The sequence below is a fragment of the Arthrobacter sp. RCC_34 genome, assembly GCF_041360795.1.
Taxonomy (GTDB): Bacteria; Actinomycetota; Actinomycetes; order Actinomycetales; family Micrococcaceae; genus Arthrobacter_E.
Genome location: NZ_JBFUPW010000002.1, coordinates 20,029 through 45,337 on the forward strand (window position 1 = coordinate 20,029; position 25,309 = coordinate 45,337).

At 69.3% G+C, this 25,309-nt stretch carries 21 protein-coding genes and 1 pseudogene; 10 read left to right on the forward strand and 12 right to left on the reverse strand.

The annotated features are described in order from the left end of the window. Position 1: 1 nt before the first annotated feature. Positions 2-1,168 carry a bifunctional glutamate N-acetyltransferase/amino-acid acetyltransferase ArgJ gene (gene argJ / locus AB6732_RS08870; protein ID WP_370959640.1) on the reverse strand — a complete coding sequence of 389 codons (1,167 nt, stop codon included), beginning with the start codon at positions 1,166-1,168 and terminating at the stop codon, positions 2-4. Further along, a complete protein-coding gene (argC, locus tag AB6732_RS08875) occupies positions 1,165-2,196 on the reverse strand; it encodes an N-acetyl-gamma-glutamyl-phosphate reductase (RefSeq protein WP_370959641.1) in 1,032 nt (343 codons plus the stop codon). Before argC ends, argJ begins: the two co-directional genes overlap by 4 nt. A 137-nt stretch (positions 2,197-2,333) precedes the next feature. Here argC and AB6732_RS08880 point away from each other — a divergent pair, with 137 nt between their 5' ends. From AB6732_RS08880 to AB6732_RS08890, 3 genes are all read left to right on the forward strand, one after another. Then, complete coding sequence (locus AB6732_RS08880; RefSeq protein ID WP_370959642.1) at positions 2,334-3,305, forward strand: quinone oxidoreductase; 972 nt, start codon at positions 2,334-2,336, stop codon at positions 3,303-3,305. Between the two features lie 231 nt (positions 3,306-3,536). Beyond that, positions 3,537-7,406 carry a Pls/PosA family non-ribosomal peptide synthetase gene (locus AB6732_RS08885; protein WP_370960104.1) on the forward strand — a complete coding sequence of 1,290 codons (3,870 nt, stop codon included), beginning with the start codon at positions 3,537-3,539 and terminating at the stop codon, positions 7,404-7,406. A gap of 54 nt (positions 7,407-7,460) precedes the next feature. Then, complete coding sequence (locus tag AB6732_RS08890) at positions 7,461-8,810, forward strand: M1 family metallopeptidase (protein ID WP_370959643.1); 1,350 nt, start codon at positions 7,461-7,463, stop codon at positions 8,808-8,810. On the opposite strand, the gene AB6732_RS08895 is transcribed toward AB6732_RS08890, so the two are convergent. Next, the gene (locus AB6732_RS08895; protein ID WP_370959644.1) at positions 8,707-9,525 is read right to left on the reverse strand and encodes a 4'-phosphopantetheinyl transferase superfamily protein; all 819 of its coding nucleotides are present in this window, start codon (positions 9,523-9,525) and stop codon (positions 8,707-8,709) included. The two genes, AB6732_RS08890 and AB6732_RS08895, sit on opposite strands and share 104 nt — an antisense overlap. A 79-nt stretch (positions 9,526-9,604) precedes the next feature. On the opposite strand from AB6732_RS08895, the gene ppk2 reads away from it, so the two are divergent. Beyond that, on the forward strand, positions 9,605-10,513 hold the full coding sequence (gene ppk2, locus AB6732_RS08900; RefSeq protein ID WP_370959645.1) for a polyphosphate kinase 2: 909 nt from the start codon (positions 9,605-9,607) through the stop codon (positions 10,511-10,513). Between the two features lie 144 nt (positions 10,514-10,657). Further along, a complete protein-coding gene (locus AB6732_RS08905; RefSeq protein WP_370959646.1) occupies positions 10,658-11,077 on the forward strand; it encodes an ASCH domain-containing protein in 420 nt (139 codons plus the stop codon). A gap of 89 nt (positions 11,078-11,166) precedes the next feature. On the opposite strand, the gene pheT is transcribed toward AB6732_RS08905, so the two are convergent. Both pheT and pheS read right to left on the reverse strand, forming a co-directional pair. Beyond that, entirely contained in the window at positions 11,167-13,710 is a 2,544-nt protein-coding gene (gene pheT, locus AB6732_RS08910; RefSeq protein ID WP_370959647.1) for a phenylalanine--tRNA ligase subunit beta, read from the reverse strand. 2 nt (positions 13,711-13,712) lie between these two features. Further along, positions 13,713-14,774 (reverse strand): phenylalanine--tRNA ligase subunit alpha, encoded by a 1,062-nt coding sequence (pheS, locus tag AB6732_RS08915; RefSeq protein WP_370959648.1) that lies wholly within the window; start codon positions 14,772-14,774, stop codon positions 13,713-13,715. An 87-nt stretch (positions 14,775-14,861) separates the two neighbouring features. Here pheS and AB6732_RS08920 point away from each other — a divergent pair, with 87 nt between their 5' ends. The 3 genes and pseudogenes from AB6732_RS08920 to AB6732_RS08930 all read left to right on the forward strand — a co-directional run. Then, on the forward strand, positions 14,862-15,278 hold the full coding sequence (locus tag AB6732_RS08920) for a hypothetical protein (RefSeq protein WP_370959649.1): 417 nt from the start codon (positions 14,862-14,864) through the stop codon (positions 15,276-15,278). 34 nt (positions 15,279-15,312) lie between these two features. Next, positions 15,313-15,951 (forward strand): SIMPL domain-containing protein, encoded by a 639-nt coding sequence (locus tag AB6732_RS08925; RefSeq protein ID WP_370959650.1) that lies wholly within the window; start codon positions 15,313-15,315, stop codon positions 15,949-15,951. Between the two features lie 81 nt (positions 15,952-16,032). Then, a pseudogene (locus AB6732_RS08930) lies at positions 16,033-17,112 on the forward strand (Rv2578c family radical SAM protein); the annotation flags it as partial. Between the two features lie 321 nt (positions 17,113-17,433). Here AB6732_RS08930 and AB6732_RS08935 read toward each other — a convergent pair. Further along, positions 17,434-17,865, reverse strand: coding sequence for a (deoxy)nucleoside triphosphate pyrophosphohydrolase (locus AB6732_RS08935; protein ID WP_370959651.1), 432 nt, complete (start codon positions 17,863-17,865; stop codon positions 17,434-17,436). A gap of 143 nt (positions 17,866-18,008) precedes the next feature. On the opposite strand from AB6732_RS08935, the gene AB6732_RS08940 reads away from it, so the two are divergent. Further along, positions 18,009-19,244 carry an MFS transporter gene (locus tag AB6732_RS08940; RefSeq protein ID WP_370959652.1) on the forward strand — a complete coding sequence of 412 codons (1,236 nt, stop codon included), beginning with the start codon at positions 18,009-18,011 and terminating at the stop codon, positions 19,242-19,244. A 124-nt stretch (positions 19,245-19,368) separates the two neighbouring features. Here the strand turns inward: AB6732_RS08940 and AB6732_RS08945 are convergent, their stop codons facing one another. The 5 genes from AB6732_RS08945 to infC form a co-directional block, all read right to left on the reverse strand. Continuing rightward, positions 19,369-20,286 (reverse strand): cation diffusion facilitator family transporter, encoded by a 918-nt coding sequence (locus tag AB6732_RS08945; RefSeq protein WP_370959653.1) that lies wholly within the window; start codon positions 20,284-20,286, stop codon positions 19,369-19,371. A gap of 124 nt (positions 20,287-20,410) precedes the next feature. Beyond that, positions 20,411-21,325 (reverse strand): TrmH family RNA methyltransferase, encoded by a 915-nt coding sequence (locus tag AB6732_RS08950; protein ID WP_370959654.1) that lies wholly within the window; start codon positions 21,323-21,325, stop codon positions 20,411-20,413. A gap of 16 nt (positions 21,326-21,341) precedes the next feature. Further along, positions 21,342-21,722 carry a 50S ribosomal protein L20 gene (gene rplT / locus AB6732_RS08955; RefSeq protein WP_066217310.1) on the reverse strand — a complete coding sequence of 127 codons (381 nt, stop codon included), beginning with the start codon at positions 21,720-21,722 and terminating at the stop codon, positions 21,342-21,344. Positions 21,723-21,814: 92 nt separating this feature from the next. Further along, on the reverse strand, positions 21,815-22,009 hold the full coding sequence (gene rpmI / locus AB6732_RS08960) for a 50S ribosomal protein L35 (RefSeq protein WP_066217308.1): 195 nt from the start codon (positions 22,007-22,009) through the stop codon (positions 21,815-21,817). A 133-nt stretch (positions 22,010-22,142) separates the two neighbouring features. Next, entirely contained in the window at positions 22,143-23,105 is a 963-nt protein-coding gene (gene infC, locus AB6732_RS08965) for a translation initiation factor IF-3 (protein ID WP_370959655.1), read from the reverse strand. 396 nt (positions 23,106-23,501) lie between these two features. On the opposite strand from infC, the gene AB6732_RS08970 reads away from it, so the two are divergent. Then, complete coding sequence (locus tag AB6732_RS08970; protein ID WP_370959656.1) at positions 23,502-23,879, forward strand: DUF1844 domain-containing protein; 378 nt, start codon at positions 23,502-23,504, stop codon at positions 23,877-23,879. 100 nt (positions 23,880-23,979) lie between these two features. Here the strand turns inward: AB6732_RS08970 and AB6732_RS08975 are convergent, their stop codons facing one another. Next, positions 23,980-25,308, reverse strand: a complete 1,329-nt coding sequence (locus AB6732_RS08975; protein WP_370959657.1) for an MFS transporter — start codon at positions 25,306-25,308, stop codon at positions 23,980-23,982. Between the last annotated feature and the right edge of the window lies 1 nt (position 25,309).

The following is a 25,309-nucleotide window of genomic DNA, read 5'->3' on the forward strand; positions in this document are numbered from 1 at the left end:
CTCAGCTGGAGTAGGCGCTGTTTTCATGCACGTAGTCGTGAGTGAGGTCGTTGGTCCAGATGGTGGCCTCGTCCTCGCCGGCGTTCAGGTCGATCTCCACGAGCACCTCGCGGTCCTCCAGGCTGACCAGGGAACGGTCCTCGCCGATCCCGCCGTTGCGGCAGATCTGCACCCCGTTGATGGCCACATTCAGCCGGTCCGGGTCGAAGACGGCGTCCGTGGTGCCCACGGCCGAGAGCACGCGGCCCCAGTTCGGGTCCTTGCCGAAGATCGCGGTCTTGAAGAGGTTCGATCGCGCGACGGCGCGGCTCACCGTCTCGGCGTCGAGCTCGCTGGCGGCGTTGAAGGTGCGGATGGCGATGTCATGCGCGGCGCCCTCGGCGTCGCCGATGAGCTGGCGGGCGAGGTTCTTGCACACTTCCTGCAGCCCCTTGCCGAACTCTTCGCCGGTCGGGTAGGAGCCCGAGGCGCCGGAGGCGAGCAGCAGGACGGTGTCGTTGGTGGACATGCAGCCGTCCGAGTCGGCACGGTTGAAGCTCAGCCGCACGGCCTCGCGCAGCTCCGCGTCCAGGAGTTCCGGGCTGACGATCGCGTCCGTGGTGACGACCACGAGCATGGTGGCCAGGCCGGGGGCGAGCATCCCCGCGCCCTTGGCCATGCCGCCGATCGTGAATCCGGTGCCGAGCGGATCGAAACCGATGTAGCTGGCTTCCTTGCTCACGGTGTCCGTGGTCATGATGGCCTCGGCCGCGGCGGACCCGGCGTCCGGACCGGCGTTGTCCACGAGCAGCTCCAGACCCGGCAGGATCTTGTCCATGGGCAGCTGCTCACCGATGAGGCCCGTGGAGCAGACGGCCACGTCCCCGGCGGAGACGCCCAGCAGCGCGGCGAGCCGTTCCGCCGTCGCGTGCGTGTTCTGGAAACCCTGCGGGCCGGTGCAGGCGTTCGCGCCGCCCGAGTTCAGGACCACCGCGTCCACGCGGCCGTCCGCGAGGACCTGACGGGACCAGTGCACGGGAGCCGCGGCCACCCTGTTCGAGGTGAACACCCCGGCGGCGTGCTTGGTCGGCCCGTCATTGATGACCAGGGCCATGTCCGGCTTGCCGCTGGCTTTGAGGCCTGCGGTGATGCCTGCTGCACGGAAACCGAGGGGAAGGGTGACACTCACGGGGCGACTCCTAGCTGGGCGAGCCCCAGGGATTCGTCGAGACCCAGGGCGATGTTCATGGACTGCACGGCACCGCCTGCGGTGCCCTTGGTCAGGTTATCGATTGCCGCACTGACAATCACCCTTCCCGTGTGCGCGTCGTACGCCAGCTGGAGGACGGCGTGGTTGGAGCCCTGCACGGACTTGGTGGTCGGCCACTGTCCTTCGGGCAGGAGGTGGACGAAGGTCTCGTTCTCGTAGGCGTCCTGCCAGGCCGCGCGCAGCCCCTCCGCGCCGACGCCCGGCTTGACCCGCGCCGTCGCGGTCGTCAGGATGCCGCGGCTCATGGGGGCGAGCGTCGGGGTGAAGGAGACCGTGACGGGCTCCCCCGCGGCGTTGCCGAGTCCCTGCTCGATTTCGGGGGTGTGGCGGTGCCCGCCGCCCACGCCGTACGGCGACATGGAGCCCATGACTTCCGAGCCGAGCAGGTTGACCTTGGCGGCCTTGCCCGCGCCGGACGTGCCGGAGGCGGAGACGATCACGACGTCCTGCGGTTCGAGCAGGCCGGCCGCGAAGCCCGGGGTGAGGGCGAGAAGGGCCGACGTCGGGTAGCAGCCCGGCACGGCGATGCGCTTGCTGCCGCGGAGCTTCTCCCGCTGTCCGGGGAGCTCGGGCAGGCCGTACGGCCACGTGCCCGCGTGCGGTGAGCCGTAGAACTTCTCCCATGCCGCGGCATCCTCGAGGCGGTGGTCCGCGCCGGCGTCGATCACCAGGGTGCCTTCGGGCAGCTGCGCGGCGATCTCGGCCGAGGCGCCGTGCGGCAGCGCGAGGAACACCACGTCATGCCCGGCCAGATTCTCCACGCTGGTCTCTTCCAGGATGCGGTCGCCCAGAGTGTGGAGCTGCGGCTGAACGCTGCCCAGACGGGCCCCGGCGTTGCTGTGGGCGGTGATGGCGCCGATGGTCACTCCGGGGTGGGTGGCGAGCAGGCGCAGCACCTCTCCCCCTGCGTAACCACTGGCTCCGGAAACGGCGACGGATATGCTCATGCGCACACTCTACACCTCGAAGCAAGAATATGCATTGTTGTAAATATTTATGCATCGGCATGGCGCGGTGACCGGTTCGGAGCCACTGCATAAGATGTCCCTGACGGCAATCGAGAGGGACACGGGAGGCACACACCATGCACGCCATCATCGCCCGGGAGACCGGCGGACCAGAGGTGCTCGAGTACACCGAGACGGACGTCCCCCAGCCCGGGCCCGGGCAGCTCCGCTTCCGCGTGGCCGCCACCGGGGTCAACTTCATCGAGACCTATCAGCGGGAGGGCATCTATCCCCTGCCGTTCCCCTGGACCCCCGGGGCGGAGGCGTCCGGAGTGGTCGACGCCGTGGGTGAGGGAGTGACCGGCTTCGCGGTGGGCGACCGTATCGCCACCGCCGAGGCCTCCGAATGCTATGCGGAGTACGCGATCGTCGACGCGGACAAGGCCCTGCCCGTCCCCGACGGCCTGGACCTCGAGACTGCGGCGGCGCTTCCTCTGCAGGGCATGACCGCCCACTACCTGGCGACCTCCAGCTTCCCGGCCGGCGAGGGCACCACCGCCCTGGTGCACGCCGGGGCCGGCGGCGTGGGGCTGCTCCTCATCCAGCTTCTCAAGGCCCGCGGCGCACGGGTCATCACCACGGTGTCCACGCCGGAGAAGGCCGACCTCGCGCGCCTCGCGGGCGCCGATCTGGTGGTCGACTACTCGGACTTCGCCACCCAGGCGCGGCAGTTCACGGACGGCCGCGGCGTGGACGTGGTGTACGACGGCGTCGGCAAGGACACGTTCGACTCCTCCTTGCAGAGCCTCCGGATCCGCGGGACGCTCGTGCTCTTCGGCGCGGCCTCCGGGCCGGTCCCGCCCGTCGATCCCCAGCGGCTCAACCAGGGCGGCTCCCTGTTCCTCACCCGGCCGACGCTCGGACACCACCTCCAGGACGCCGAAGAACGGCGCTGGCGCTCGGGCGAGGTGTTCGGCGCGGCGGCCGACGGCGGCCTGTCGGTGCGCATCGGCGCCCGGTACCCGCTCTCCCGCGCCGCCGACGCCCACCGTGACCTCGCCGCGCGGCGGACCACGGGCAAGGTGTTGCTGATCCCCGATGGCGACTGACACGTCCGCGGCCCACGATGGGCCAGGATACGGTCTCCCGCGGACCGGACACCGGCGCCTTCAGCGGAACTTCATCAGTGGTTCACTCACGACAGAAAGGATGCTGGCGTGACCGAGCATCCCGAATCCTCCCCGCATGACCCTTCCCCCGCTCCGGAGGCCCCCGGCCCCGAGCCCGCGGTGAAGGCCGGCGGCGCGCCGTCGTCCACGGGGACCGTCTACGAACCTCAGATGCCGGGCGGCGTTCTCGCGCCCCCCGAGCGCACCCTGGTGGACATCTTCCTCGCCACGGTCGAGGCGTACCCCGAGGCCTCGGCTCTGGATGACGGGAAGAAGTCGCTCAGTTACGCCGAGCTGGCCGACGAGGTGCGTGGCTACGCCCGCAAGCTCCACCGGGCCGGGCTCGGCGCCGGGGACAAGATCGGCATCCGGATCCCCTCCGGCACCAATGAGCTCTACATCGCCATCCTGGCCATCCTGCTGGTGGGCGCCGCCTACGTGCCGGTGGACGCCGACGACCCGGACGAACGCGCCCGCCTCGTGTTCAGCGAAGCCAAGGTGGCCGGCATCCTCAAAGCCAAGGGCGAAATCGTGGTGGACAAGAAGCGCCCCAAGCCCTTCCCGGCTCCCCGCATGCCGTTGCCCGAGGACGATTCCTGGGTCATCTTCACCTCCGGCTCCACCGGAACTCCGAAGGGCGTCGCCGTGCGGCACCGCAATTCGGCCGCGTTCGTGGACGCCGAGGCGCGGCTCTTCCTCCAGGGTGAGCCCATCGGCACCGACGACCGCGTGCTCGCTGGGCTCTCGGTCGCCTTCGACGCCTCTTGCGAGGAGATGTGGCTCGCCTGGCGGCACGGCGCCTGCCTCGTCCCCGCACCGCGCGCCCTGGTCCGCACCGGCATGGACCTCGGGCCGTGGCTCATCAACCACGGCATCACCGTGGTCTCCACCGTCCCGACGCTCGCCGCGCTCTGGCCCGCCGAAGCGCTGGAGAACGTGCGCCTGCTGATCTTCGGCGGCGAAGCGTGCCCGCCCGAGCTGGCCGAGCGTCTCGCCGTGGACGAGCGCGAGGTCTGGAACACGTACGGGCCCACGGAGGCCACGGTCGTGGCCTGCGCCGCTCCCCTCGGCGGTCCCGGCCCCGTGCGCATCGGCCTGCCGCTGGACGGCTGGGACCTCGCCGTCGTCGACGCCGAGGGCGTGCCCGTGACGGAAGGCGAGATCGGCGAGCTGATCATCGGCGGTGTCGGCCTGGCGCGTTACCTGGATCCCGCGAAGGACGCGGAGAAGTACGCGCCGATGCCCAGCCTCGGCTGGGAACGCGCCTACCGCTCCGGCGACCTGGTCCGCTACGAGGCCGCGGGCCTCATCTTCCAGGGCCGTGCGGACGAACAGGTCAAGCTCGGCGGACGCCGTATCGAACTCGGCGAGGTCGACGCGGCCCTCCAGGCGCTTCCGGCCATCGCCGGTGCCGCGGCGGCCGTGCAGACGACGGCGGCCGGGAACCAGGTCCTGGTCGGCTACCTCGTGCCGGCCGGGGACGCCGAGCCGGACCTGGGCGGGCTGCGGGAGATTCTGGGCGAGTCCCTGCCCGCTCCGCTCATCCCTCTCCTGACCACCACCGACAGTCTGCCGACCAAGACGAGCGGCAAGGTGGACCGCAAGGCCCTGCCGTGGCCGCTGGCCGGAGGCTCTGCCGACGCCGCGGACGCCGCCCCGCTGAATCTTCCCGACGATGCCCAGTGGATCGTGGACACCTGGAGCGCCGTGCTGGGCGCCCCTGCCACGAGCCTCGACGCCGACTTCTTCGCCCACGGCGGCGGTTCCCTCGCCGCCGCGCAGCTGGTCTCCGCCCTGCGCCGCCGCTACCCGACCGTCACCGTGGCCGACATCTACGCCAACCCCCGTGTCGGAGCCCTCGTCGAAGCCTGCCGCGCCTCCGTCCCGGACGGCGAGGCCGTCGTGGCGAAGGAACGCCTGGTCCGCCGGACCGCCCGGAAGACCCAGGTGTTCCAGACCCTCATGGGCGTGCCGCTGTTCATCCTGGTGGGCATGCGCTGGCTGACGTATCTCATGGCCGTCAACAATCTGCTTTCCGCCTGGGGCGTCCTCCACGCGGCGCCCACCGTCTCCTGGTGGTGGGTCCTGCTGTCCTGGGCCGTCTTCGTCAGCCCTCTGGGCCGGATGGGTATCGCCGTGGTGGCCGCGCGGGTGCTCCTGCGAGGGGTCACCCCGGGCGTATACCCTCGTTCCGGCCGCGTGCACCTCAAGCTCTGGCTCGCGGAGCAGATCCAGGACGCCGCGAGCGCGGTCAGCCTGGCCAGCGCTCCGTGGGTCCCGTACTACGCCCGTGCCCTGGGCGCCAAGCTGGGCCGCGACGTGATCCTCCACTCCGTGCCGCCCGTCACCGGTCTGCTGACCGTCGGCCGCGGCGCGAACGTCGAGCCCGAGGTGGACCTCTCCGGCTGGTGGGTCGACGGCGACACGGTCCACATCGGCTCCGTCTCGATCGGTCCCGGCGCCACCATCGGCGCGCGCAGCACGCTCATGCCTGGGGCGAAGGTGGGCGCCGACGCGATCGTCGAGCCCGGCTCCGCCGTGACCGGCAAGGTCAAGGCGGGCACCGCCGTGGCCGGATCCCCGGCCGGCCGGACCGGCAAGGCCAAGCCGGCCTGGCCCGAGCAGGGTGGCGTCAGTGAGGGCGTCCGGGAGTTCAGCTGGTTCACCGCCTTCGCCGCGGCCTCCGGACTCCTGGCGTGCATCCCGTTCATCTCGGCCGCGGTGGCCGGGCTCGTGGTCGTGGGCGCCCTGCACGGTGCGGCCTCGCTCTCCGAGTCCCTCGGCGCGCTGGCCTGGTCCGTGCCGCTCGCCTCCGTGGTCTGGTTCCTCTGCAACGCGCTCCTGATCCTCGGGACGACGCGGGCGCTGGCGATCGGCCTCGTGGAAGGGCATCACCGCGTGCGCAGCCGGGTCGGCTGGCAGGTCTGGGCCACGGAGCGTGTTCTGGACATGGCCCGCGACCTCCTCTTCCCGATCTACGCCAGCCTCTTCACCCCGATCTGGCTCCGGCTGCTGGGCGCCACGATCGGCAAGAACGTGGAGGCCTCCACCGTCCTGCTGGTGCCGAGCATGACCACCGTGGGCGACGGCGCGTTCCTGGCCGACGACACGATGGTCGCCTCCTACGAGCTGGGCGGCGGCTGGCTCAAAGTCGCCCCGGCCAAGGTGGGCAAACGGGCCTTCCTCGGCAACTCCGGGATGACGGCGGCCGGCCGCAGCGTGCCGAAGAACTCCCTCGTGGCGGTCCTCTCCGCCACACCGCGCAAGGCCAAGTCGGGCAGCTCCTGGCTCGGCAGCCCCCCGGTCCGGCTGCGGCGCGTGGCGCAGAGCACCGACGCGAGCCGCACCTTTGAACCGCCCACCCGTCTCAAGGTGGCACGCGCCCTCTGGGAGCTGTGCCGCGTCTTCCCGGTCCTGCTGACGGGCTACCTGGCGGTGGGCGTCATGGTCCTTCTCGACGCCATCGCCCGCGGCACCGGCTACTGGCTGGCCGCGCTGCTGGGCGGCCTCGTGGTCCTGCTGGCCGGAGCGGTCGCGGCCACGAGCGCCGTCGTCGCCAAATGGGTCCTGGTGGGGCGGATCCGCGAAGGCGAGCACCCGCTCTGGAGCTCGTTCATCTGGCGGAACGAGGTGGTGGACACCTTCATCGAGATGGCCGCCGCGCCCTGGTTCGCGCGGGCCGCGGCGGGCACCCCGGCTCTGGTGTGGTGGCTCCGGGCGCTCGGCGCGAAGATCGGTCACGGCGTCTGGTGCGAGAGCTACTGGCTGCCGGAGGCGGACCTGGTGACCCTGGGCGACGGTTCGACCGTGAACCGCGGCTGCGTGGTGCAGACTCACCTCTTCCACGACCGCATCATGGCGATCGATACCGTAACGTTGGAGGCTGGTTCCACCATGGGACCGCACGGCGTGATCCTGCCCCAGGCCTCCCTGGGCAGCGGGGCCACGGTCGGTCCGGCGTCGCTCGTGATGCGGGGTGAAGCGGTCCCGGCGGGGAGTTACTGGATGGGCAATCCGGTCAGCCCCTGGCGCGGACCGTAGCAGCTCCCGCACCGTCCCCTTCCCTGTCCCCGACCCTGGATGACCCTCTCCCCCATGTCTGAGCACCACGGCAAGAAGCACCCGGCCTCCACGATCCCGGACCCGTACACCCCCGGGCACGGGAGCGCGGACTACAGTGTCCGGCACTACGATCTGGAGCTCGACTGCCGGCTGGCGAGCAACCGGCTGCAAGGGGTGGCGATCCTCCGGGGGCGCGCGAACGCGAAGCTCTCCCAGATCTCGCTGGATCTGGCCGGTCTCAAGCCCACCAAGATCCAGCTCAACGGCTCACGCGTGGCGAAGTTCGCTCAGCGCGGGGACAAGCTCGTCGTCAACGCCCCGCACAGCATCCCCAAGGGCGAGGACTTCCTTCTGGAGGTGCGCTACGAGGGCAATCCGCGGCCGCGCCGTGGCACCTGGGGTGAGGTCGGCTGGGAGGAGCTGCGCGACGGCGTGCTGGTCGCCGGACAGCCGGACGGCGCGCCGTCGTGGTTCCCGTGCAATGACCACCCGAGCCAGAAGGCCTCCTACCGCTTCACGGTGACCACCGACGCCGGCTACCGCGTGGTGTGCAACGGCCGCCTCGTCGAGCACCGCCGGAAGTCCAGCCGCGAGACCTGGGTGTTCGAGCAGACGGAGCCGATGGCCACCTACCTGGCGACGCTCCAGATCGGGCGGTACACCACGTTCGACGTCGACGGTGCCGCGAGCGCGGTCCCGATCCACGTCGCGGTGCCGCCGTCGCTCCGCGGTCAGGCCGAGACGGGGCTGGCCCGGCAGCGCGAGATGATGGACCTCTTCGAGGACCGCTTCGGCCCGTACCCCTTCGGCGAATACAGCGTCGTGGTCACGGAGGACGAGCTCGAGATCCCGCTCGAGGCGCAGGCCTTGTCGATCATCGGGCGCAACCACCTCGCCACCGAGTGGGAGGCCCAGCGCCTCGTCGCTCACGAACTGAGCCACCAGTGGTTCGGCAACTCCCTGACGGTCGGCAGCTGGAAGGACATCTGGCTGCACGAAGGGTTCGCCTGCTACGCCGAATGGCTGTGGAGCGAGGCCAGTGGGACACTCAGCACCCAGTTGCGGGTGCTCGCGGCCTGGCGCAAACTCGCGGATCAGGCCCAGGACCTGGTGATCGGCGATCCCGGCCCCCGGGACATGTTCGATGACCGCGTGTACAAGCGAGGCGCCCTGGCCCTCCACGTGCTGCGGACCGCCATGGGCGACGAGTCGTTCTTCACCCTCCTGCGGGAGTGGACCCGCAAACACCGCCACGCCGCGGTCACGCCGCAGGAACTCTTCACCCTCGCGGATTCACTGGCGCCGGGGCTCGACGCGGCCGGTCTGCTCCGGCCATGGCTGTACGAAAAGCACCTTCCGCCGCTGCCGGCACCGCTGCCGTGAGCACGTGCGGAGGCAACCCCTCCGCACGGGTCTCCAGCCATACCAGTCCTGGCGCATAGGCCGTCGCGCCGCCCGCGGGCGTTCGCCGGTGTCCAGCCGCGGCCAGGACCGGGATACCAGACGGATCCGTTCTCAGGCCGTGGCCGTCGCGCTTGGCCACGGCCTCTTTCGCGGCCCACAGCGCGGCCCGGGCGGCGTTCCTTTCCCCGGGTTCCTGTGTCCGGAGCCAGTCGCGTTCCGGCCCGCTGACGGCGACGTCGTCGAAGCCGTCGAAGATCTCGCGGTCCAGGGTGAGGTCCAGACCGATCCGGAAGCCCGGCCCCACCCCCGTCACGACGACGACGGCGCCCCACTCCCCCGCGCGACTGGCGGACAGTGCCACGCCGGTCAGGCTCTGTGGGCTGGGGTTCTGTGGAGCTGAGATCTGTGGGCTTGAGTTTTCCGGGCCCGCTGCCGTCAGCACATATCCCGGCCTGCCGTGTCCCGCACCCCGGCCGCAATCGGGGCATTCGTAGGCACTGACCAGTCGTCCCGGGTGGACGTCGAGGGTGTCCGCCAGGAGCTTCCGCTGGACCCGCCGCAAGGTGCCGAAGCGCGCTTGCGCGGTGCCCAAGGTGAAGGCTCGCGCCCGGGCCCGTTCGGCGTCGTCGAGGGGCGGAAGGCCGCCGTCGCGCGCGGCATCGTCGAGAGAGCCCAGCCAAGTGATCACGCGCATGGCTCCATTGTCCCCGGTCCGGCAGGTGTCCCCGCATCCCGTTCAACCGCCGTTCATCGGCCGCGTCTACGGTGACGCCATGAGCATCCTGAACCACTCGCTCACGGGGATCCAGCCGCCGCTCGGCTACTCCGTGCTGGACAACGATGATGACGATCCCGTCCTGCTGGACGCCCACGGCGTGCCCCTCGACACGTGGCGGGAGGGCTACCCCTACAGCGAACGTCTGGACCGGTCCCGGTATGAGCTGGAGAAGCGTCTCCTGCAGATCGAACTCCTGAAGCTGCAGAAGTGGGTCAAGGGGAACGGCCGTCGACTGCTCCTGGTGTTCGAGGGCCGGGACGCCGCCGGCAAGGGCGGCACCATCAAGCGCTTCACGGAGCACCTGAACCCTCGTGGCGCCCGGGTGGTGGCGCTCGAGAAGCCCAGCAGCACCGAGCAGAGCCAGTGGTATTTCCAGCGTTATGTGAAGCACCTGCCCGCGGCCGGCGACATGGTCCTCTTCGACCGCTCCTGGTACAACCGGGCCGGGGTCGAGCGGGTCATGGGATTCTGCACCGATGAGCAGTATCAGGTGTTCCTGCGCCAGGTGCCGCTGTTCGAGGAACTCCTGGTCCAGGACGGCATCGACGTGGTCAAGTTCTGGTTCTCGGTCTCCCGCTCGGAGCAGCTGACCCGTTTCACCATCCGCCAGGTGGACCCGGTGCGTCAGTGGAAGCTCTCCCCCATGGATCTTGCCTCCCTCGACAAATGGGATTCCTACACGCAGGCCAAGGAGGCGATGTTCCTGGCGACCGACACCGATCACGCCCCGTGGACCGTCGTCAAGAGCAACGACAAGAAGCGCGCCCGCCTCGAGGCCATGCGCCACGTGCTGAATCTCTTCGACTACGACGGCAAGGACCCCGACCTCGCCACCGCCCCGGACCCGCTGATCGTGGGCCCGGCCTCGCGCATCTTCGAAGACGGAGAACACCCGGCCGCTTAGTGTCGCCCGCACCCTCCCCCACCCTTCGCCCTTCCCCATCGGCTGCTCCTCAGTTGTCGTTTTGACCGTTCAAAACGACACCTGCGGAGCAGTCGATGGCTGGGGAGCCCGGCCAGGAAGAACGTCCCGCTCTAGACTTGCCGGATGAGCACGATCGACCCCACCTGGCCCATTTCCGAGTATGCGTTCCCGGGCCCTCTGCGGGATCGGCTCGTGGCCGCGCTGCTCGACGGGACGAAGACGTCCACGTCCTCGCTGCTTCTCGAGTACTCCCCAGCGGAGGCGCTGCCGCGCGCGGGCGACCGCGCCGTCGTCGTCGATTCAGCGGGTACGCCGGTCGCCGTGGAGACCGTGACCTCGGTCGAGGTGCGCCGTCTGGATGCCGTGACGTTGGAGCACGCCCTGGCCGAGGGCGAGGGCTTCGAGTCGATCGCGGAGTGGCGTGCCGCGCACGAGGACTTCTGGCACTCCGATGAGTTCCGCGATTCCATCGGGGACCCGGGCTTCCGGGTCACGGATGACACTCAGGTCGTCTGCGTGCGGATGAGCATCCAAACGCTTTAAACACATCGACTGCTCCGTACGATGCCGATTTCCCCGGAATTCCGCATATTTCGACATCGTACGGAGCAGTCGATGGCGGTGCGGGGGCGTCAGCGCTGGACGGCCCCGAAACGCTCCGCCGCGAGTGCGACGGCCGAGGCGCGCGCCTCGGAGGCCTCGTCGGCGGTCAGCGTGCGGTCATCCGCGCGGAACCGCAGACCGAAAGCCAGGGACTTCTTGCCCTCCGGGATGCCGGTGCCGACGTAGACGTCGAACAGCGCGACGTCCTCCAGCAGCTCTCCGGCGCCCTCGCGCAGGGTTTCCTGCACGGCGGCGGCCGGCTGGTCGCCGTCGACGATCAGTGCCACGTCCTGCGTCGCCACCGGGAAGGTGGAGATCGCCTTGGCCACCACGACGTCGGCCGCGGCCTCGAAGAGCACGTCGGCGTCGATCTCGAACGCGACCGTCCGGGCCGGCAGATCCTGCGACTTCACCAGCTTGGGGTGCAGCTCGCCCGCGTAGCCCACGAGCTCACCGGAGCGCAGACGCAGCACGGCGGTGCGGCCCGGATGGAAGGCCTGGTGCGCACCCTGCTCCACCACGATCTCGACGCCGAGCACGTCGGCCACGAGCCGGGCTGCGTCGACCGCGTCGGCCCAGTCCCACGCACGCGGCGTGTGACCCGGCGCGGCGGGGCTGTCCTTGCCCGTGAAGACGCCGGCGATGTGCTGCGGCTGCGCCGGGATCCCGCCGTACAGGCCGTCCAGCACCTCGTCCGAGGGCTTGGCACCCAGCGGAGGGATGCCGGGCGTGCCCAGCTCGCCGTCCGGCAGGAACACCAGACCGGCCTCGTACAGCGCCAGATCACGGAAGCCGCGCGAGATGTTGCGCTTGGCCGTCTCGAGCAGACCCGGCAGCACGGAGGTCCGCAGCCAGCCGAATTCCTCGCTCAGCGGGTTCGCCAGCTTGACCGCCTGCACGGTGGCGCCGGCCTCGGGCGTGCCGAACACGTCGTTGGAGGCCCTGGTCACGAACGGGTAGGCCAGCACCTCCACCAGACCGGAGTCGGCGAGCGCCTGCATCACCCGACGGCGCTGCTTCTGGACACGGCTCAGGCCACGTCCGGGAGGCGCCACCGGGAGAGTGGCCGGGATCTTGTCGTAGCCGACCAGGCGGGCGATCTCCTCGGAGAGGTCCTCCTTGGTCTCCAGATCGTTGCGCCAGCTCGGAGCCGTGACGGTCCAGCCGCCGTCGGTCCCGGTCACGGTCGCGCCCAGGTCCGTCAGGCTGCTCTCGATCTGCTCGGGCGTGTACTCCACGCCGATCCGTGCGGACACGAAGCCGGCCGGGAGGAAGATGTTCACCGTCTCCGGAGCCGTGCCCACATCGGTGCCCGCCTCGTCGGCTGTTCCGCCGGCGAGCTCCACGAGGAGGTCCACCACGCGCTGCGCGGCGAGAGGAGCCAGGTACCAGTCGACGCCACGCTCGAACCTCTTGGACGCTTCGCTCGGCAGCTTGTGGCGACGGCGGGCCCGCGCGATCGAGATCGTGTCGAAGTGGGCCGCCTCCACCAGGATGTCCTTGGTGTTCGCGGACACCTCCGTGCGGGCGCCGCCCATCACACCGGCGATCCCGATCGCTCCGGAGCCGTCCGCGATGACCAGGTCCTCGGCGTCGAGCGCCCGGTCCTTCTCATCCAGCGTGAGGATGCGCTCGCCCGGGAGGGCACGGCGGACCACGATGCCGCCGTCGAGGGTGTCCAGGTCGTAGCAGTGGTTCGGCTGACCGAGTTCCAGCATGACGTAGTTGGAGATGTCCACGGGCAGGCTGATGGAGCGGATGCCGGCGAGACGCAGCCGGGAGACCATCCATTGCGGCGTGGGACGGCTCGTGTCCACTCCGCGGACCACGCGGGCCACTAAGCGGTCGCAGCCGGGGACGCCGTAAATGGGCGCCTGATCGGACAGCGTCACCGGGTAGCCTTCGCCGAGGGCCGCCGGGACGGTGACCTGCGACGCCGGATCGGTGAACGCCGTGCCGGTGGCATGGGCGTATTCACGGGCGACGCCACGGATGCTGAAGGCGTAGCTCCGGTCCGGGGTCACGTTGATCTCGGCGGCCTCGTCCTTCAGGCCGAACAGCTCCAGGGCATCGGTGCCAAGCTCCGGATCCAGGCCGAGCGTGGACAGCACGATGATGCCGTCGTGCTCGTCGCCCAGCCCCAGCTCGCGGGCGGATGCGATCATGCCGGCGGAGACGTGACCGTACGTCTTCCGGGGCGAGATGTGGAAGTCACCGGGCAGGACGGCGCCCGGGAGGGTCACCACCACCTTGTCACCCTCCACGAAGTTGTGGGCGCCGCAGACGATTCCCTGGATGCCGGAGGGCTCGATGCCCTTGCCTTCCAGGGTCTGGTCCTGGCCTTCCGGAACCACGCGGACCTGGCACCAGTTGATGGTCTTGCCGTTGCTCTGCGGCTCCTTGACCAGGGACAGGACCTGGCCCACCACGACGGGGCCGGAGATCGTGTCGGCGGGACGGTGCACGTCCTCTTCTTCGAAGCCGACGCGGACCAGGTCCGCCATCAGGTCCTCGGAGGACGCGCCTGCAGGGAGCTCCGTGTACTCACGGAGCCAGGAAAGTGGAATGCGCACGCTTAGATCTCCATCCCGAAGTGCTCGCTGAAACGAATGTCGCCCTCGATCATGTCCCGCATGTCGGCAACCTCATTGCGGAACATGAGGGTGCGCTCGATGCCCATGCCGAACGCGAAGCCGGAATACTCCTCCGGGTCGATCCCCGCAGCGCGGAGCACGTTCGGGTTGACCATGCCGCAGCCGCCCCACTCGATCCACTGCGGGCCGCCCTTGGCGCCCGGGTGCCAGATGTCGAGTTCGGCGCTCGGCTCAGTGAAGGGGAAGTAGTTGGGGCGCAGCCGGATCTTGGCCTCCGCACCGAACATCTGGCGGGCGAAGTGCTCCAGCGTGCCGCGCAGATCGGCCATGGACAGGCCCTTGTCGATCGCCAGACCCTCGAACTGGTGGAACACGGGGGTGTGGGTGGCGTCCAGTTCGTCGGTGCGGAACACCTTGCCGGGGCACAGCACGTAGACCGGCAGTTCGCGCTCCAGCATGGAACGGACCTGGACGGGCGAGGTGTGGGTGCGCAGCAGGAGGTGGGCCTCCGGAGGCTCCACGAAGAAGGTGTCCTGCATCTCGCGGGCCGGGTGGTCCGGCTGGAAGTTCAGGGCGTCGAAGTTGAACCACTCGGACTCGAGCTCGGGTCCTTCGGCGATCTCCCAGCCCATGCCCACGAAGATGTCGCAGACCTGCTCCTGGAGCACGGAGAGAGGATGCCGGGCACCGGCACGACGACGGCGCGGAGCGGCCGTCACGTCGACCGTCTCCTCCAGGAGGATCCGCGCGTCGTTCTCCTCTTCCAGCACCACGGCTCGGGCGGCGAGCGCCTTGTTGACCTGGCCGCGGGCACCGCCGATGAGCTTGCCGGCGGCGCTCTTCTGGTCCTTGGGCAGATCACGGATGGCCGCGTTCGCCTGGCTCAGGGGCGATTTCTCACCGGTGTGCGCCAGCCGTGCCGTCTTGAGTTCCTCAAGATCGGCGGCCGCCTCAAAGGCTGCCAGGGCTTCTGCGACAGCATTCTGGAGAGCGGCCTCATCCAACGGGCTGGGGGCCATGACTTCCTTAGTGGTCTCTGACATGTACCGTGTTTTCGGGTCGAAGGAGTGGTGGTGGGCCAATCAAGGCCCTGCACAAGTCTAGTACGCGGGCCGTCGTAGGCTGGGCCCATGTCTGGCATGTGGAAAACCCGGGCGGCACTGAACTGGGTGAATCTGAGCACGCCCCTCGGCCTCGCCGTGGCGCGTGCCGCACGCTGCCCCGTCGACCGAGGCCCGCAAGGTCTCTGGCTGGCCCGCGACTACCCCTGGGCGTTCCCTGCCGGAGGCGCCTTCACCGTGGGATCCGTGATCCTCGCGCGGCCCGGCCTGTCCGTCGAGAGCGACCCGCGCCTGCTCGCTCACGAGGCTCGCCACGCCGCGCAGTACGCCGCCTGCCTGGGGCTGCCCTTCCTGCTGTTCTACGGTCTCTGCGCCGCCTACTCCGTCTGGCGGACGGGCAGTCCGGCTCTGGCGAACCCCTTCGAACGGGACGCGGGCCTTGAAGCGGGTGGCTATATTGGGCCGCAGGACCAGGATCGGTTCTGACCACTCCCTGCGGGGACACGGCGAGAGGAACGGCATGGAAACACCGACACGGACCATCTCCGTCACCGGGCACGCGAGCGCCCCTGCGGTGCCGGACATCGCGACGGCACACGTGAGCATCGAAACGCTGGCCTCTACCGTGGAGGAGGCGTTCGCCCAGTCCGGACGCACCCTCGACGCGCTGCGGGACGCCCTGCACGGCGCAGGCGTCGAGGCGCGCGACATCGCCACCACGGACCGTTCACTCCGCGCGGAGCGGAAATGGCGGGACGGGCACGACGACGGCCTGCTGGGCTACGTCGCCCGTGGCACGGTGCGCGTGACACTCCGTTCCCTCCCCGCAGCCGCGGGCGTCCTGCAGAGTGCCATCGCCGCCGGAGGGGAACAGGCCCGGCTCGAAGGTTTCTCGCTCGAAGTCTCCGACCCCACCTCGGTGCGGTCGCAGGCACGGGACGCCGCCTGGCAGGATGCCCTCGCCCGGGCGTCCCAGCTCGCAGCTTCGTCGGGAGTCACCCTGGGGAAGGTCCTCCGCATCGAGGAAGGCGCCGCCGGTGGCGGGCTTCCTCCCATCGCGTTCGCCCGGGTCGCCGCCGCACCGCAAGCGGACGGCGCCATCCAGGCAGGCGAGCAGGAGGTCCAGGTGTCGCTCGGCGTCACGTGGTCCGTCGCCTGAGGATTCCGGCCGGAGCCGCGCCCCACCGCGGTTTGACTGCGCCCCCTTGAACTCCGTTCGAACATATGTTCGAATACTTGCATGAGATGGGACGCACAGGCACTCCAGCCGGCACTGGTGGACACCGCCACTGCCCCGACGGCCGCCCCGCTGTTGCCGATGGCGGGCCTGCTGCGTTCCATCTCTACGCCCGAGTTCGCGGGGATCACCTTCCATGAGGTCACCGCGAAATCGGTGCTCAACAAGGTCCCGACTCAGTCGACCATGCCGTTCTCCTGGACCATCAACCCCTACCGGGGCTGCAGCCATGCGTGCGTGTATTGCTTCGCGAGGAAGAGCCACACCTATCTGGACTTCGACTCGGGCCTCGACTTCGATTCACAGGTGGTGGTCAAGGTCAACGCGGCGGAGGTGCTGCGGGCCGAACTCGCCCGTCCGTCCTGGAAGCACGACCACGTCGCACTCGGCACCAACACGGACCCGTACCAGCGGGCCGAGGGGCGGTATCAGCTGATGCCGGGCATCATCGAGGCCCTGGCCGAGTCGGGGACTCCATTCTCGATCCTGACCAAGGGGACACTCCTGTCCCGGGACATCCCCCTCCTCCGCGAAGCCGCACAGGCGGTGCCGATCGGGCTCGGGATCTCGCTGGCGATGATGGACGAGGAACTTCAGGCCGCCATCGAACCGGGCACCCCGGGTCCGCGGGCCCGCCTGCGCCTGGTGTCCCGGCTGCGCGAGGCCGGGCTGCCGTGTGGCGTCATGGCCATGCCGATCCTGCCCTATCTGAGCGATTCGGATGATGATCTGGACGCACTGTTCTCCTCACTCGCGGCGGCCGGAGCCACCGGAGTCACCGCCGGCGCGCTGTATCTGCGCCCGGGCACCCGGGAGTGGTTCATGTCCTGGCTGGCCCGCGAACACCCCGCCTTGGTCGGGAAGTACCGCCGCCTGTACGCCGGCCCGAAAGGCCAGGGCTCATACGCCGATCCCGGTTACCGGAAGTGGCTCGCCCAGCGGGTCGCCTTCTTCAAGAGGAAGCACGGCTTCCCGACGTCGAACGGCTTTGCGCATTCCGAACTGCAGCAGTCCGAAGGGCAGCAGGCTTCCTCTGCTTCGGGGCCTGCCGTGAACCGGGAGGTGCCTGCAGGACTCGGCGCGGCCCGCGGCACGGACGGCGCCGTCACGGAGTTCCATCCGGACCCACGGGTCGAGGAGGCCCGCTATCCCGAAGGCAGCATGGCGCCCCTGAAGAACTGGACCCCTCCGTCGCAGGTCAAGATGTCACAAAGCAGGTCGGCACAGATCAGGCCGTCGCAGTCCAGCACGGACGGCACGGGCCAGTCCCCCACCGGCGTCACGTCACGGTTCGCCGGGCCGCCCACGTGGCGCACCCGCTGGAACTCCGCTGGGACCGGCACGCAGGAGCCGTTGCCGGCCCCAGGGTCCGAAAGCGGTCACCGTCTCCCGGGACGGAGCCTGTCAGGAACCGGTCGCCCGGCGGAGGACGGCGTCCACGATCGGGAAGTCCGCCGGAATCCACGGCAGGGCGTGCAAGGCGCCCTCTTCTAGAAGGACCCAGCGCAGTTCGTCGTGATCTTCGAGAGCTTCCGGCTCACCCTCGCTGATCTCCGCGAGCCACACTCGCATGGTCGCCTTCTCGTTGAGCACCCAGCCGTGATCGGCGCCGGACAGGACCTCCGGTCCCAGCGTCACCGAGATCCCGAGTTCTTCACGGAGCTCCCGGTGCAGGGCGGCCTCCGGCTCCTCGCCCGGTTCGACTTTTCCGCCCGGGAACTCCCAGAGCCCTGCCAGGCTCTCGGGGGCGCTGCGCCGGGCGCAGAGCAGCGAACGGGGCTGGGTGAGGGAATCCAGGACGGCAGCGCCGACCACGAGGCGAGGTGCGATAGTCATCGCGGACCAGTCTAGATCCACCCCGTCACGGCACGCGGAGACCGAAAGAAATAGCGTCCAGGGCTTTCACGTTGCGACAATGGAAAGAATGGTCCCGACGTCGTGATCACAGACCAGCCCACCCCCTCAGTCAAGGACCCTCCGTGACCACCTCTCCCCCGGCCGGGACCATCGCACGTCCTCGCCTCTCCTCCGCCGCCCTCACCCGGGCGATCGTCGCCCTCGCCATGGGCGGATTCGCCATCGGCACCGTGGAATTCGCCATGATGGGCCTGCTCCGGGAGGTCGAGCATGGACTGCACCTGACCACTCCCCAGGCGGGAACGCTGATCTCCGCCTACGCTCTGGGCGTCTGCGTGGGTGCTCCCCTCCTGGCGGCCTTCGGCGCACGGCTTCCGAGGAAGCGCCTCGCCATCGGTCTCATGCTGTTCTACGCCGTCGCCAATGCGTCCAGCATGCTCGCGGACAGCTACGGCGCCATGGCCCTCTCCCGCTTCATCTCCGGCCTGCCCCACGGCGCCTATTTCGGCATCGCGGCGGTGATCGCGGCATCCCTGGTGCCCGCCACGAAGCGCGGCTGGGCCATCTCCATGGTGATGACCGGCCTGACCGTGGCTAACGTCATCGGTGTACCGTTCGCCACCTGGCTGGGCCAGAACTTCGGGTGGCAGCTGCTCTTCGCCCTCGTCTCGGTGATCGCCCTGCTCACGGCGGGGGCCATCGCGCTCTTCGTGCCGTTCGAAGCGAGCACCCCGGACGCCAGCATCCGGCGGGAGCTCGGTGCCCTCAAGCGCGTCCAGGTGTGGATGGCGCTGCTGATCGGCACCATCGGGTTCGGCGGATTCTTCGCCACCTACACATACATCTCGCACACCATGACCGAGGTGAGCCATCTGCCGGAGAGCCTCATCCCGCTGGTGGTCGCGATCTACGGTCTGGGCATGGTCATCGGCACCATCGTGGGTGGCCGGCTCGCGGACAAGTCCGTCATGGGTTCCATCTACCGTGCGCTCATCGCGATCGCCATCGCGCTCGTGCTCTACACCCTGGCAGCTCCGTGGGCGCCCGCAGCCCTCATCATGGTCTTCGTGGTCGGCGGCATCGGCTCGCTCCTCACCACTCCCCTGCAGACCCGCCTGCTGGACGCTTCCCCGGACGCGCCCAGCCTGGCCTCGTCGCTCAACCACGCCGCACTCAACCTGGCGAACGCCGCCGGCGCTTTCCTGGGCGGCGTGGTGATCGCCCTGGGCTACGGCTACACGGCACCCGCCCTCGTCGGCGCCGTTCTTGCCCTGCTCGGCCTCGGGGTGGCGCTCACGAGCGGGCGCCTGGAGCGCCGCTTCCCGGTGCAATCGGTGCACCACGACATCGAGCACTGAGCATCCCTCACTGACCACCGAACACCCGACAGCGGACGATCCGGCTGCGGATCCGCCTCCGGATACGGCGAAGGCCGGGCCACCAGGCCCGTCCTTCGCCGTATCCGCAGTTCCCCAGCCTCCGTCAGACGGAGGCGCGGTAGATGTCCGGTTCGAGATAGATGACCCGTGCCGTGGGGACGGCGGTGCGGATCCTGGTCTCGGCGTCGTCGATGGCCTGAGCGATCGCTGCGCCCGTGGCGCCTTCCGGGACGCTGAACTTCGCGGCCACGAGCAGTTCCTCGGGCCCGAGGTGCAGGGTCTTGAGGTGGATGATGCGGGTGCCGTCCTCCTGGATGGCGCGTTCGATCGCGGCGACATCGTTCGCGCTGGCGGACTCACCGATCAGCAGCGACTTCGTCTCGAGCGCGAGAACGATGGCGATGGCCACGAGCAGGAGACCGATCATCGCGGTGCCGAGAGCATCCCAGACCCCATTGCCCGTCACGAGCGTCATGGACACGCCGAACAGGGCGAACACCAGACCGATGAGCGCGCCGAAATCCTCCAGGAGGACCACCGGCAGCTCGGGCTGCTTGGCGTTGCGGACGAAGCGCACCCAGCCCTGACGGCCACGGATGTGGTTCGCTTCGCGGATCGCGGTGCGGAAGGAGAAGCCTTCGGCGATGATCGCGCCCACCAGCACGGCGAGCGGAACCCACCAGAACGGCCCCTCGATGCCGTGCGGATCGTGGAACTTCTCGTACGCCTCATACAGGGCGAATAGACCACCGACGCTGAACAGGACGATCGAGACGATGAACGCGTAGATGTACCGCTCGCGCCCGTACCCGAAGGGGTGTTCCGCATCGGCGGCGCGCTTGGCCCGCTTCCCGCCCAGCAGGAGCAGCAGCTGGTTGCCGGAGTCGGCCACCGAGTGGATCGCCTCCGCCAGCATCGAGCTGCTGAGAGTGAAGGCGTACGCCACGAACTTCATCGCGGCGATGGCGAGATTCGCGGACAGGGCGGCCACCACGGCCTTGTTTCCGCCACTTGCGGACATGGTTCCCCTTGAATGAGTTGGAGTGACAAATCATTCCAAGGCTAGTCGCACGCGACGGATCCCGGGGACGGAAGGAGTTCTTTGACGCTCCGTGGCGGGGAAACGGTGCGGCCGGAACCTCGGCTCAGCGGCGCTGGGCGCGGGCGCTGGCGTAGAGGAAGACCGTCGCCGCGGTGCCGAGGTTCAGGCTTTCCGCCGAACCGTAGACGGGGACCGCCACGCGGTGGTCGCTCAGGGCGAGCTCCTCGGGGGCGAGCCCTTGGGCTTCGTTGCCGAAGAACCAGGCAGTGGGCGAGGCCAGGTCGTACGACGGCGCCTGCTCACCGCCCAAGCCAGCGGAACCGGACGCCCCGAGCCGGCGAGCCGCGCTGGCGTCCTGCAGCACGTCGAGATCGAGCGTGCCGTACCCGTCAGCGGCGAGGATGCCGATCCCCCGCTCCGCACAGCGCGCCGCGAGATCCGCGACATCGACGCCGGTCACCACGGGCAGGTGGAAGAGCGAGCCGGCGGTGGACCGCACGGCCTTGGGGTTGTAGATGTCGACGCTGGAGCCGGAGTAGATCACGGCGTCCGCACCCGCGGCGTCCGCGGCCCGCAGCACCGTGCCGGCATTTCCGGGATCCCGCACCTGGCACAGCACCGCGAGAAGGCGCGGGCCGGCGTCGAGCACTTCGTCCAGAGGGCGGTGCAGGAAGCGGCAGACGGCCACGATGCCCTGGGGGTTGACGGTGTCGGCCATGGCGGCCAGCACCTCATCCGTGGCGATTCTGGTCCGGACCCCTTCGGCGCCTGCGGCGAGCTCCGGGTACCGGTCGAGACAGGCCTGGCTGGCGTACAGCTCGGTGACCAGGCCCTCCTCGCCGCGGGAGAGCCGTTCGCGATGGGCCACGAGGGCTTCGCGGACGGATTGCGGTCCTTCGGCGAGGAACAGACCCTGCCGGGAACGCGCCGAGCGCCCCGCAAGCCGGGCCACGTCTCTCACCCGGTCGGCCCGGGGATTGGACATGATGGCGGCTTGGGGGCGCTCGGAAAAGCTCACGCTGAGAAGGACTTACTTAGTTCTTCGGGGCGGAGGTGTCAGCCGGCAGGGCGTCCTTGGCGAGCTTCACCAGAGCGGCGAAGGTGGCGGCGTCGGACACGGCCAGCTCGGCGAGCATACGGCGGTCAACCTCGACCTCAGCGGCCTTGAGGCCCTGGATCAGACGGTTGTAGGTCAGGCCGTTGGCGCGGGAAGCAGCGTTGATGCGCTGGATCCACAGGCGGCGGAAGTCGCCCTTGCGCTTGCGGCGGTCGCCGTAGCTGTAAACGAACGAGTGGAGCAGCTGCTCCTTGGCCTTACGGTACAGGCGGGACCGCTGGCCGCGGTAACCCTTGGCGCGCTCAAGAACAACCCGACGCTTCTTGTGGGCGTTGACCGCCCGCTTCACACGTGCCACGTGCGTACTCCTTCAATCATTGGCCCGCTCGGCTCGCCCTCACGGGCGGCTCAGGGCCTTAAGTGGTTGGCCATCCGGCCGGGAAATGGAACTTAGAGGCCGAGCATCTTCTTGATGACCTTGGCATCGCCCTTGGCGACGATGCGGTCGCCGGCCAGGCGGCGGGTCAGGGTGCTGGGCTTGTGCTCCAGGTAGTGGCGGCGGTTGGCCTGCTGGCGCTTGAGCTTGCCGCTACCGGTCAGCTTGAAGCGCTTCTTGGCACCACTGTGGGTCTTCATCTTCGGCATGGGGACCGATCTCCTTACGTTGCCACAGGCCCTGGCGGGCCTGCGAATCACATTCCGGCATCCTGACGGACGCCGTTGGGCTTTCCGCCCTGAGCCCTCGTCATCGGAGGGCCGTCGGGCGAAGGACGGGTGTCTAGTTGGCCTTGCGGGCACCAGGCTTGGGAGTGCCCGGCTTCGGCATGGACGGCTTCGGCGCCGCTGCAGGCTTCGCAGCAGCAGGCTTCGCAGCCGGCTTCGGCATCGCGGCGGGCTTGGCAGCGGCAGGCTTCGCAGCCGGCTTCCGCTCCGCCACCGGGGCTTCCTTCACGGGCGCCTCTTCGACGACGGCTTCCTCAGCCGCAGCCTCCTCGGCGGGGGCTTCCTCCACGGGAGCCTCCACGACAGGAGCCTCCACGACGGGAGCCTCGTCGACTACGACCTCGTCAGCGACGACGTCGTCGAGCGGCGTCTCCACCGCTGCGGACTCGCTTGCCTTCAGCGCCTCGGCCAGCTGCTCGCCGAGGTTGTTGCTCAGCGGAGTGGCACTGTCCGTGTCCACACGGTCCGACTCGGCGAGAGCCTTGGCCTCGTTCTGAGCCTTGGCCTCGGCACGCTGTGCGGCGCGACGGGCTTCGGCCTTCGCCTCAGCCTTGTTCTTGAGCGGACCGATCACCATGACCATGTTGCGGCCGTCGATGCGCGGGGTCGACTCGATGACGCCGACCTCGGCCACGTCTTCGGCGAAGCGCTGGAGGAGGCGGATGCCCATCTCCGGACGCTGCTGCTCACGGCCACGGAACTGGATCATGGCCTTGACCTTGTCACCGGCGCCGAGGAACCGCAGTGCGTGACCGCGCTTGGTCTCGTAGTCGTGCTTGTCGATCTTCAGGCGGAACCGGATTTCCTTCAGGACCGTGTTGGTCTGGTTCTTCCGGGCCTCGCGCGCCTTCACTGCGGCTTCGTACTTGTACTTTCCGAAGTCCATCAGCTTGCAGACAGGCGGCTTGGCCTGAGGCGCAACCTCAACGAGATCAAGGTCTGCTTCTGCGGCCAGTCGGAGGGCGTCCTCGATGCGGACGATACCCACCTGCTCACCGGCTGGGCCGACCAACCGCACCTCGGGGACGCGGATACGCTCATTGATACGTGGATCGCTAATGTGTAGCTCCTGTTGCTCGTTGCCTTGTTCCACTGGCAATGAGAAAGGCCTCCTCTTGCCAGTGCAAGCGGAGGCCTCAGGAAACTGAGTCGGACAAAGATCACAGTGCCGGAACATCACCGGAGTGATGGCCCTGCACAGGACTGCCGTCCTATTCTGACCCGGCGACCTTCAGTGTCCTGTTCCGAGAGCCTGAGCTCCTGGCCGAACGGCGGTCGACGCGGGTGGGAGAAATCTCCACTTGCAAACTAGAAGTAAATCTTACACGACTCCGGCACACGAATGCGAACGGCGCGCCCACACAGTGTCCGCGTCGGGTAACGACTCCCAGTTGGTGTGTGCCAAGCTTATCAAATGAGCACTTTTGAACACGAAGACCACGGCGCCGCTGCGGGCGATCCCGCCGCCGGGCACACCCGCGACATCGCCGAAGTCCCCGCGGTCGAGGTCATCTCCACGGCGGCCGTCCACCTCATGAGCGCAGCCGCCGTGAAGCTCGGCCTCGCCGACGACCCGAACGCCGAGGACCTCAAGGACCTCGACGAGGCCCGCAAGCTGATCACCGCGCTGGCGGGCTTCATCACGGCGGCCGCCCCGGAGATCGGTTCCCAGCACGCCGGCCCGTTGCGCGACGGCCTGCGCACCCTGCAGCTCGCCTTCCGCGAAGCCTCCCTCATCAAGGATGAGCCCGGCAAGGGCCCCGGCGAGAAGTTCACCGGCCCCGTCAACTGACACGGCACACCCGGAACGACGACGGCGGGGCGCCACCTGGAGAAGGTGGCGCCCCGCCGTCGTCGTGTCCGCAAGCGGTGGAGGGCGGAGTGCCTCTCGTTCAGACCGAGGCGAGCCGTCGGCGGACGACGCGGGCCACCGTCGCCACGACGACCAGGAGCACTCCGGCCACGCCGATCGCCACGAATCCCGACCACGGCCCGATGCGGTCGATGAAGAGGCCGGTCATCGGCGAGCCCAGCGCGGTCCCGGCAGTGAGGAACGAGCCGTACCAGCCCATGGCCTCACCACGCCGATCCTCGTCCACCAGATCGGCCACGTACTCCGAGGCGGAGGAGAGCACCGGGGCGCAGAGCAGACCGGGCAGGTTGGAGAGCAGAGCCAGCGACCAGGTGTCCTGCGCGAAGCCCATCGGGATGGTCAGCACGGCCATCGCCAGGAGCAGCAGCATGGGCGAGACCTTGCGCTTCATGGCCCCGTAGAGGATGCCGCCCACCATCGAGGACGCGCACCAGAAGAAGAACACGATCCCCAGTTCGGCCTCGTTGCCGTGCTGACGCAGCAGGCCGACGATCGACACATCGGTGCCACTGAGCACGAGGCCCGCGCCGGCCGCCGTCAGGAACACGGCGACCAGGGTCCCGCTGATCCAGGAGAAGGACTTCACGAGCCGGCGTCGCGCGTTCTCGCGCTCCGCCACCGCGGGTCCCGGAGGGCGGGTGGCGACCTCCAGCAGTTCGCCCGCGGCGCCCTGGGGGTTGCCGGCGGCGGTGTCGGCCACCGCATGTTCGGCGGCCTCGCACTCGGCGGCGCGCTGCTCCTGCTCCTCGTCGGCCGTAGCGGCTCCCTCACGGCGCGTGGGCGGGTTCATCCAGACCAGGAACAGCCCGGCGAGAGCCGTCAGCCAGCCGACCAGGGTGAGCCCCCAGACGGTGGACCAGGTGGTGGCCAGCACCGCGGCGGCGGCCGGGCCGATCATGAAGACGAGTTCCGTGGCGATCGAGTCGAGCGCATAGGCGGTGCGCATCCGCTCGCCGTGCACCAGGACACCCAGCGACTGACGGATCACGCTGAAGATCGGCAGGCTGAACGCCCCGCCCACCAGGGCGAGCGGGAGGATCCACTCGTAGGACACGTGCGGGATGACGGTCCAGATGACGGCCTCCGAGATGATCGACGGGATCAGGGCGACGCGGAGCCCCGCGACGTCCACCCGGCGGCCGCGCCAGGGGGCGCCGACCGCGATGCCGATCGTGAACAGCGCCGCCGCGACCCCCGCCTCGGCGAAGCCCTTGCCGAGGGTCAGCACGATGTGCAGCGTGAGCAGGATGCCCGACGCCGAGTGCGGAATCCTCGCGATCATCCCCACCAGCAGCAGCCAGCGGACATCCCGTTCGGCCAGCAGCTCCTTGTACCGTGCGAAGTTCACG

Bases quoted from the DNA above. Each gene is read 5' to 3' on its own strand.
- argC (WP_370959641.1), bottom strand. From the start codon at position 2,196: ATGAGCATATCCGTCGCCGTTTCCGGAGCCAGTGGTTACGCAGGGGGA.
- AB6732_RS08880 (WP_370959642.1), top strand. From the start codon at position 2,334: ATGCACGCCATCATCGCCCGGGAGACCGGCGGACCAGAGGTGCTCGAG.
- AB6732_RS08885 (WP_370960104.1), top strand. From the start codon at position 3,537: ATGCCGGGCGGCGTTCTCGCGCCCCCCGAGCGCACCCTGGTGGACATC.
- AB6732_RS08890 (WP_370959643.1), top strand. From the start codon at position 7,461: ATGTCTGAGCACCACGGCAAGAAGCACCCGGCCTCCACGATCCCGGAC.
- AB6732_RS08895 (WP_370959644.1), bottom strand. From the start codon at position 9,525: ATGCGCGTGATCACTTGGCTGGGCTCTCTCGACGATGCCGCGCGCGAC.
- ppk2 (WP_370959645.1), top strand. From the start codon at position 9,605: ATGAGCATCCTGAACCACTCGCTCACGGGGATCCAGCCGCCGCTCGGC.
- AB6732_RS08905 (WP_370959646.1), top strand. From the start codon at position 10,658: ATGAGCACGATCGACCCCACCTGGCCCATTTCCGAGTATGCGTTCCCG.
- pheS (WP_370959648.1), bottom strand. From the start codon at position 14,774: ATGTCAGAGACCACTAAGGAAGTCATGGCCCCCAGCCCGTTGGATGAG.
- AB6732_RS08920 (WP_370959649.1), top strand. From the start codon at position 14,862: ATGTCTGGCATGTGGAAAACCCGGGCGGCACTGAACTGGGTGAATCTG.
- AB6732_RS08925 (WP_370959650.1), top strand. From the start codon at position 15,313: ATGGAAACACCGACACGGACCATCTCCGTCACCGGGCACGCGAGCGCC.
- AB6732_RS08935 (WP_370959651.1), bottom strand. From the start codon at position 17,865: ATGACTATCGCACCTCGCCTCGTGGTCGGCGCTGCCGTCCTGGATTCC.
- AB6732_RS08945 (WP_370959653.1), bottom strand. From the start codon at position 20,286: ATGTCCGCAAGTGGCGGAAACAAGGCCGTGGTGGCCGCCCTGTCCGCG.
- rpmI (WP_066217308.1), bottom strand. From the start codon at position 22,009: ATGCCGAAGATGAAGACCCACAGTGGTGCCAAGAAGCGCTTCAAGCTG.
- AB6732_RS08970 (WP_370959656.1), top strand. From the start codon at position 23,502: ATGAGCACTTTTGAACACGAAGACCACGGCGCCGCTGCGGGCGATCCC.